Here is a 4,531-nt window from a genome sequence, read left to right on the forward strand (position 1 = left end):
GCGACTGGACCCTCCGCACTCTCGATCCGGGCCCCGGCTACGCCGCCACCGCCGCGGTCGCCGGCAGCGGTGATTTTCCGGTTCTACGAGCCCTCCCAGTGGGTTGGCCCGGTCTTCTCCGCTGACGGCGAAGATTCTCGCACGAGATCGCGGAAGTCCGCTTGCGGTGCGGCGAGCCCGCGGCTATACACCCGCTCGCCGGCGCTGACCGGCCTTCGGAGTGTAGCGCAGTCTGGTAGCGCACCACGTTCGGGACGTGGGGGTCGCAGGTTCAAATCCTGCCACTCCGACCAAATATCCCGAGATCTCATAGCAACGTCCGTTACAGGTCCCCCCAGGGGCGCCGTCGAGCCTCGATCGCTCGGCATGTCGGCGGCTTTCGCGGGACCGAGTCTGCCGCTCCGGGCGCGAGCGGCCAGAAATCCCATGGCTCTCGCGGACCCGCCCGACGGATCGACGTTGCCTGCGGGTCGCGGCAGGCTTTGCCGGCTCGCCTCCGCGGTTGAGATCGCGGCGCGGACGGACCAGGATGGCCCCCGATCCTGGGGAGGGCCGCCGATGGTATCCGATTGGCTCCACAAGCTTCAGCTCCGCCTCTGGCAGCGCCGCGAGCGCGCGATGGCGCGAGACCTCCGGCCGAGCGGCACAAGCGAAGGCGACTGGATCGGAGCCAACGTCGCAGCCTCGGCATCCTGCTCCGGGACGGGCGGCCAGGCTTGGGTCCCCCCGGCCTCCTTCAACCCGTCGACCTGTGACGTCGGATCCTCCGGCGGTGGCGGAGACTGCTGAGGCACCCGCCCGCTCCACCCTCACCGGTTGCCGATCGTTGGACCTCCGGCGGTCCCCCCTGTGCCCGGCGGTCCGCTCGTCTGCGTTCCGCCGATATCGACGCCCGGCGTCGTCCCGGGAACGGGCGAATTGCTCGGGTTCGCCGTGTTTCCTGCACGGGGCGGTCTCGGCCCGAGATCACGATCGTCGGGGCGCACGCCACCCGTCCCGGCGGGGGCTCGGACACCGGTATTGCCCGCGCCGCCGGTGACGACCTGCGCCGCGGCCGGGTCGGCCAGCACGAGCGTGGCGACGACGGCGAAGGCCTTGAGGTTCCGCATCGATGCTGCTCCGCCCTCCGCAATCGGAGCCCAACCCCTGAGATCCCCGAGGGTTCAGCCGCGCCCGGCGCGGGGACCGTGAGGCCGGCGGGCGCGCCGCCGTCCTCGCGCAAGTCCTCGATGGCCCCAGGCGCCGACGTGTCGATGGCGGGGGGATCCGCGGGCCGATCGCCCACGGTTTGACTGATATCGATATTGTGTTTTTAATGTTTGAAGTAAGTCGCTGTGCAGTGAGTACTCAACAATACAATCAACTGGAGGAGAGTGCGATGCTCAAGTCATTGAGTGCGACGGCCGCCCTTTGTGCCCTGATCATCCCTGTCGGAATCGCCGAGGCGATGCCGATGGGCGGCTCGTACACGGGCCGCGTGGAGAGCCAGACGCCGCAGCCGATCGGACCCGATCAGATCCGAATTCAACAGAAGGCGACCGGCGTGAACACCGGTCCCGGCACGCCGCTGGATGGGGCGACGGTTCAATGGACCGAGACCGCGACGCTGACGAACGGTCAGGGACCCGTCGAGGGCTTGATCACCTTCACGACACCGGCCGGATCGACCTCGAGCACCTACCGCGGCACGGTGACGACGGATGCTCAGGGTCGCGTGACCGCGACCGGAACCTACCGGGACAAGTCGAGTACCGGCGAGTTCAAGGGCGTGAAGGGCAGCGGGACCTTCTCGCTCGCCTACGTCTCGAGGACCGATTTCACGGGTGAGTGGAAGGGCGACGTCAAGCTCCCGGCGCAGAAGGCCTCGAAGCGCTGACGCCCGCGCGTCCGGGCCGCCGGGGCTTCCGCCCGCGGGTCACGGGGAGTGACGCCGTGTCCCGCCTCCCTGCCCGCACCCCGCGATCCTGCAGGCTTCGCGGATTGCCCCGGCCCTCGACCTGTACGGGCAGCGACGACTCCGATACCGTCCGCGCTCGGCATCGTGGCGTGGTTCGGCGATCCGGGAAGAACCCCGCATCCGCCGAAGCGTTCTGTCTCAGCCGCAGGCCGTTCGAGGAGCACGTCGTGTACAAGGTGAGAGGGACGGATCCGTCCGGCCGGGTCATGACCTTCGCTTGCGGAACCGACGAACAGGCGATGGAGAAGACCTGGGAACTCCAGCGCCGTGGGTTCCGCGACGTGGTGGTCCTGGACCCGAAGGGTCGTGAGATGGGCGCCGTCGCTTTCGAGCGCTCCCTGGACATCGACTGGGACTGAACGGCCGTTCCGTCACCGGATCCGCGCGCGCGGGATCCGTCGTTCTCCCGCGGCCACCGGGACCGTTTCGCCGCTCTCCGCCGCCCGTCCTGCCGGACGCCGCGGCGTTTCGCGGAAACGTTTCGTTAACCATGACAACCTAGCTCGGACAGCGAGCTGCCGGTCACCGTCTCAACACCGGGGCAGCGCGTGCAAGGCGATCCGAGCCACCCTCTCGGATCGCCTCCTCGCCCCTTGCGGGGAGCGTCGCTTGCGGGGAGCGTCGCACGGGATCCGGCCGATGCCCGCGAGGCGTGCCGGCTCCCCCTGTCCACGATTCCCGCCCGATCGGGCCGGCCGTCCCTCTTCCGGGCGCGCGAGACCGCGGTCGATTGATCCATCGCAAGGCGGCTTCGAACGCGGGGGGACAGGATCCTGCCAGCGGATCGACCGCGGCTGGACAGCTGGAACCGACCCCATGACGAGCAGATCGCGCCCGGCCGTCGACGTTGGCGACGGGTCGCCGACCCTTCGCCGCCCGGCACGGCGCCCGCGACAGCCGCAGACCGCGCAGGGCATCGCGGACACGCCGTCCTGAGGGCATCCGGATGCCGTTGCACGCCATACTCGCAGGCCTCACGCGCCGGCTGGACCGGGCCGGGCTGCTCGGTGCGCCGGAGCGGCAGGTCCTCCTCGGCCTGAAGCCGCAACGGCGGCAGGTTCCGGCCCGTGCGGACATCCGCGGGACCCGCGACCATGACGGCGCGCACCTGATCGTGAGCGGCGTCGCCTGCCGTTACGAGATGCTGCCGGACGGCACGCGCTGCATCATCGCCCTCTACTTCCCGGGAGAGTTCTGCGGGGTCCCTTTGCTGGTGCCGCGCACGGTCACGAGCACCGTGGGGGCGCTGTCGGCCTGCGTGGTCGCCGACGTCCCGCTCGGCACGCTGGCGACGCTGGTCAGGGCTTATCCGCGCATCGGGCTCGCCCTGTGGTGGCTGTCGGTGGTGGAGCTGAGTATCGCGCAGGAATGGCTCGTCAACGCCGGCCGGGATGCCGAGCGGCGGATCGCGCACGCCATCTGCGAGATCCTCGCGCGACAGCGCGCTTCGGGCTGCGACGAGCACGAGGTGTTCTCGAACGGGATACGGCAGGTGACGCTGGCCGACATCACCGCGGTCTCCACCGTACACGTGAACCGGGTGCTCCACGCCCTCCAGGAGGGCCACCTCATCAAGCTGGCCAAAGGCGTCGTGACGGTGCCCGACTTCGCCCGCCTCGCCGCCTTCGCGGGTTTCCATCCGGGCTACCTGCACCTCTCCGACGGCGCGACGGCGGCCCCGTCGGAGGCGGGCGCGCCGGGCGTGTCCGTCTTCGGCGAGCGCCCCGATGCGCGGGGCTTCGCGGCCGTCCGGCGGGGCCCGATGCGCGGCTGAGCGGGGGCGGCGGGATCCGGGGGGCGCGGCCCGGCTTCCCGCACCGGGCGCAGCGGTGGGTTCGTCAGTGGGACATCAGGCAGCAGACCGGCGTCCTCTCCAGCAGGTCGCGCGTCACGCCGCCGAAGAACCATTCGCGCAGGCGGCCGTAGCCGTACCCGCCCGCCACGATCAGGTCCGCGCGGAAATGGCGCGCCGCCCGCTGCAGGTCGTCGGCGACGCTCCAGCCGGACGGCGCGGCGACGTGCGCGCTCGCGCTGACGTCGTGCAGGGCGAGGTAGCCGACCACGTCCTCCACGTCCGAGCGGTCGGCGGGGTCGGCGACGCTGAACACCTGGACGGCCTCGGCGCGGCGGAGAAACGGCATGGCGTCGGAGATCGCCCGGCGCGTCTGGAGCGTGTTCTTCCAGCCGATGACGACGCGCGCGGCGTCGAGATGTCCCGTGCCGGCCGGGACCACCAGGACGGGCCGTCCCAGCCCCATCAGCGCGTCCCCGACGCCGACCGTCATGCCGGGTGAAACGCCCTCGTCGTCCGCGTAGCGACCGAGGACGACGAGATCCGCCGCCCGTGACTGACGCGCGAGGAACGGGACCGGGCCGGCGAGGTCGGAGCGCCACACCGTGCGGTCAGCCAGGGACGAGGCCGCGCGGAAGGCCCGCTCGGCGCCCGCGAGCTTGTCCAGGGCCGCCTGCCGGATCTCCTCGATGACGAGGCCCATGGGTGCGGCCGTCTCGCCGTAGCTCTGCGGATAGTCCGGCAGGCAGGCGGCGGCCCCGAGGAGGCGGGCGCCGAAGCGC

General features: G+C 71.1%; 5 protein-coding genes and 1 tRNA gene. 4 read left to right on the top strand and 2 right to left on the bottom strand.

Features of this window, described 5'->3' with window-relative positions; genetic code table 11:
• The first annotated feature begins 216 nt into the window (after positions 1-216).
• Positions 217-293, top strand: a tRNA-Pro gene (locus AX737_RS17935).
• 516 nt (positions 294-809) lie between these two features.
• On the opposite strand, the gene AX737_RS17940 is transcribed toward AX737_RS17935, so the two are convergent.
• The gene (locus AX737_RS17940) at positions 810-1,109 is read right to left on the bottom strand and encodes a hypothetical protein (protein ID WP_066923817.1); all 300 of its coding nucleotides are present in this window, start codon (positions 1,107-1,109) and stop codon (positions 810-812) included.
• A 179-nt stretch (positions 1,110-1,288) separates the two neighbouring features.
• Between AX737_RS17940 and AX737_RS17945 the strand changes: the two genes are divergently transcribed.
• The 3 genes from AX737_RS17945 to AX737_RS17955 all read left to right on the top strand — a co-directional run bounded on the left by AX737_RS17945 (position 1,289) and on the right by AX737_RS17955 (position 3,731).
• A complete protein-coding gene (locus tag AX737_RS17945) occupies positions 1,289-1,876 on the top strand; it encodes a hypothetical protein (RefSeq protein WP_245293470.1) in 588 nt (195 codons plus the stop codon).
• Positions 1,877-2,124: 248 nt separating this feature from the next.
• Positions 2,125-2,316, top strand: a complete 192-nt coding sequence (locus AX737_RS17950; protein ID WP_066923821.1) for a hypothetical protein — start codon at positions 2,125-2,127, stop codon at positions 2,314-2,316.
• A gap of 587 nt (positions 2,317-2,903) precedes the next feature.
• Positions 2,904-3,731 (top strand): Crp/Fnr family transcriptional regulator, encoded by an 828-nt coding sequence (locus tag AX737_RS17955; protein WP_066923823.1) that lies wholly within the window; start codon positions 2,904-2,906, stop codon positions 3,729-3,731.
• Positions 3,732-3,795: 64 nt separating this feature from the next.
• Here AX737_RS17955 and AX737_RS17960 read toward each other — a convergent pair.
• On the bottom strand, positions 3,796-4,531 hold a 736-nt coding region (locus AX737_RS17960), incomplete at its 5' end, for a universal stress protein (protein WP_066923826.1).

The organism is Methylobacterium sp. CCH5-D2 (assembly GCF_001556475.1).
GTDB classification, from domain to species: Bacteria; Pseudomonadota; Alphaproteobacteria; order Rhizobiales; family Beijerinckiaceae; genus Methylobacterium; species Methylobacterium hispanicum.